At 47.8% G+C, this 3435-nt stretch carries 2 protein-coding genes and 1 pseudogene; 2 read left to right on the top strand and 1 reads right to left on the bottom strand.

From position 1 onward, the window contains the following. Positions 1-671 (top strand): annotated as a pseudogene (locus tag AACR77_RS00920) (IS5 family transposase); the annotation flags it as partial. A 613-nt stretch (positions 672-1284) separates the two neighbouring features. Next, on the top strand, positions 1285-1464 hold the full coding sequence (locus AACR77_RS23050; RefSeq protein WP_080944303.1) for a helix-turn-helix transcriptional regulator: 180 nt from the start codon (positions 1285-1287) through the stop codon (positions 1462-1464). Positions 1465-1502: 38 nt separating this feature from the next. Here the strand turns inward: AACR77_RS23050 and AACR77_RS00915 are convergent, their stop codons facing one another. Beyond that, positions 1503-2696 carry a tyrosine-type recombinase/integrase gene (locus AACR77_RS00915; protein WP_042863736.1) on the bottom strand — a complete coding sequence of 398 codons (1194 nt, stop codon included), beginning with the start codon at positions 2694-2696 and terminating at the stop codon, positions 1503-1505. Between the last annotated feature and the right edge of the window lie 739 nt (positions 2697-3435).

Genomic DNA, 3435 nt, shown 5'->3' with positions numbered 1-3435 from the left:
CACCACCATCATGAATTTCCGCCACCTGCTGGAGCAGCATCAGCTTGCCTGCCAATTGTTCAAGACCATCAATCACTAGCTGGCCGAAGCAGGCGCCATGATGATCCAAGGCACCTTGGTCGATGCCGCCATCATTGATGGCACCCAGCTCTACCAAGAACAAACAGCAGCAACGCGACCCTGAAATACATCAGACCAAAAAAGGCAATCAGTGGCACTTTGACATGAAGGCCCACATTGGTGTCGATGCCAAGAGTGGCCTGACTCACAGCTTGGCCACCACCGCAGCCAACGAGCATGATCTCAATCAGTTAGGCAACCTGCTGCATGGAGAAGAAAAATTTGTCTCAGCCGAGGTTGGATACCAAGGGGCCCCCGAGCGCGAGGCGCTGGCCGAAGTGGACGTGGGCTGGCTGATCGCTGAGCGTCCTGGCAAAGTAAGAACCTTGAAGCAGCATCCGCGTAAGAACAAGGTGGCCATCAACATCGAATACATGAAAGCCAGCATCCGGGCCAAAGTAGAACACCCTTTTCGCATCATCAAGCGACAGTTCGGCTTTGTGACGGCCAGGTACAAGGGGCTGCTGAAAAGCGATAACCAGCTGGCGATGTTATTCACCCTAGCCAACCTGTTTCGGGTGGACCAGATGATTCGTCAGTGGGAGAGATCTCACAAAAAACCGGGAAAGCGCCTGAAATGGCGAATAAACGGCCAAAATAGGCTTATTCGAGGCGTGTGTGGGAGAAAAAGTCAGTTCAGACACGAGAATTTTTAGCCCACGAATCAGTTGGGAAGACATAACCCGCTTATTCGCACCTTCCCTAATTCTTGTTCACTCAGCGAATGTCTCCGCACGAAGAAAAATGGAATTGGGTATTATGGCTATTAATGATTTTCTAGCTAAGCCATCACGGATCGCCCCAGATGATACAAATTGTGTTCGCTGACTCAGTGACATGAGGGAGGGCCAATTGAATAAAGCAGTAGGGGTGCATATTAGGCTGCGGTGGATTCAACTCTGAAGCAAAACCCTACCCTAAAGGCAACCAAGGAGACAGAACGAGCACCTCCGCCATTGAAATTTACATATCATGACCATGAGCCATATTGATACACGACCATTTTCATTGCTTTTATAATATACGAAAACAGTTTTAAAGTTCATTTTTATAGTATGAGCATGGCGACTTGCTTTTATATATCACAAAAGCAAGTCGCCTAAGAATAGAGCAAATTGACACATTCACCAATGATGTTTAACCTCCTAAAAAACAGGAGGCTATATGAACAAGAATGAACCAGCACTAATAAAAACCAAAGCACTATTAAAAAAACTTGGCATATCTAGATCGACTCTGTACAGGTGGATTAAAGAACACAAGTTTCCACCGCCACACAATAAAGGTTTTTATTCTGCCGCAGAGGTCAGCAGTTGGATATCAAGGGAAAACCGCTCATCTTAGATGATGAATTATACCGCTATTCAATGACTCCATTATATTTACATTTCCTGAATGGATTTCACTGCCTCCATTAATTTTTTATCCCATAACTCATATGCCTCACGTTGCTCATTGGTCCAATCATGAAGATTGTAAATAGCCATGACACCAGCCATCCTGTGACCAAGCATTTTCTCGGTTACCTGTGGCATGATGCGCTCCTCCGATAAACGCGTACTCAGCGTCCGACGCATGTCGTGCATACGCCAATACGGAAGATCCAGTTTATCTCGCACCCGCTCTGCTAGCTGGATCAGGGACGCACTGCTCAATGACTGCTTTGGATTCACCGGCGAGCGACATACTGGCCCCCCCTTTAGCCGAGATTTCGCCGCCGCTTCTTGCAGCAACATCATCACCCGGGTAGGAATAGGCCGACGTATTGGTGATCCACTTTTGGCACGAGCAGCGGGAACCGTCCAAATTTGCTCCTCCAGATTAAACTCACTCCACTGCGCCCCCAATGCCTCGCCACTGCGACAGCCCAGCAGGATCACCAGTTTGGCGGCCAATTTTAATCCGCGGCTGGCCCTGCTCTGTTCAAATGCAATCCAAATCTGAGCGAGTTCACGCATGGTCAGCACACGAGTACCTCTCTCAGGTTGAGATCCAACATCTTCGGTGCGTAATTGCAACACCGGGGAGCCGCCAATGAGATTTCTCCGAATACAAAAACTAAGAATGGACTTTAATCTGCGTAATAAATGACCGGCATTTTTGGGCTTTTTCTTGCCAATTTTATCAAACCACTCCAGCCAGCTGGAAAACGGGATCTGTTCAACCGGAATACCAATAAACAGAGGTTCGAAATAGCGCTGCATGGTATGCTCATAGAGCATGACCGTACGAGGCCGCAGCTTGGGCAGATGGTGCTCACGAAAATGCTCGCAGCACTGTTTCAGTGTGACATCATGCTTCTGGTGGAGCTTATCCCAGAAAACTCTAGGGTGTTCATTACGCTCCAGCGCACCACGGATAGCAGGGATCAATGCCCTGGCATCAGCGAGTTTAAGGTCGGGATAGCGTCCAATTTTGAGTCTCGCCGCTTTTCCTTGCCAGCGATAGCGATATTGCCATGAGATGGTGCCACGCTCGGTGACCCGAGCTGACAATCCATCACGATCTGACAATTCCGTCTTACCAAAGTAGGGCTTACCATACAGGGCACGTAGCTTCGCATCAGTAAGTGGCATATGACTCTCCTGTGATTGGCCATCTGATTTTTCACTGACACATTAACGCGCCCTGACGTGTACACAGATACGTACCAAACTGGTCTGAAACGGACTGAATCAAGATCAGACAAAGTGAGACAATCTGAGATAACACTCCGTATAACGACTTGTTTTTCAAGCATATAAACACAATTCAGAACCACGAAATGAGCCAGCAGACAAAGCCTACCTTCTATTTCCACGTTTATGAAACCCACGAATATCACACTGATTATTAAGCTGTATTCTGAACAGCCGACTTATCTGTACTAGCTTTTGTACTAACGTTGATTTGATGGCTTTCGGTGGAGCCTCTCCGGCCAAGCTCTGCCTGTTGAGGGGGATTGTGTTCCTCGATGGCTCAGTTCATTTACACGATGAACCATTGAGGCAAGCTGAAAGCCAGCTAGAGCTAACAAGAGCCGCATAAAGCTGGCAAATTCAGAATCTTACAATCAATATCCGACAGCTAACCTCGGCTTTTCATAGCTCTTTTTGTGGCCCCATTTTGGCCCCAAACCCATCAGTTCTGCATTTTTTGGCCCCAGGATGGCCCCAATTTTGGAAGCATTGTTGCTGGAGATAGTGGCGCCAATCCCCAAGAGAAATAGCACTGTCAGATCTGTCAGTTGCCAAGATGGAAAAGGGGTAGATTGAATCGCCCCGGCTTCTCTAGACACTTTTGAGCCGTTCGAAATATTGCTTTTCACACTCTACT

Origin of the sequence: Aeromonas sp. ZOR0002 (genome assembly GCF_963866995.1) — a bacterium.
GTDB lineage: Bacteria > Pseudomonadota > Gammaproteobacteria > Enterobacterales > Aeromonadaceae > Aeromonas > Aeromonas caviae.
This window is presented reverse-complemented; position numbering and strand designations above follow the sequence as displayed.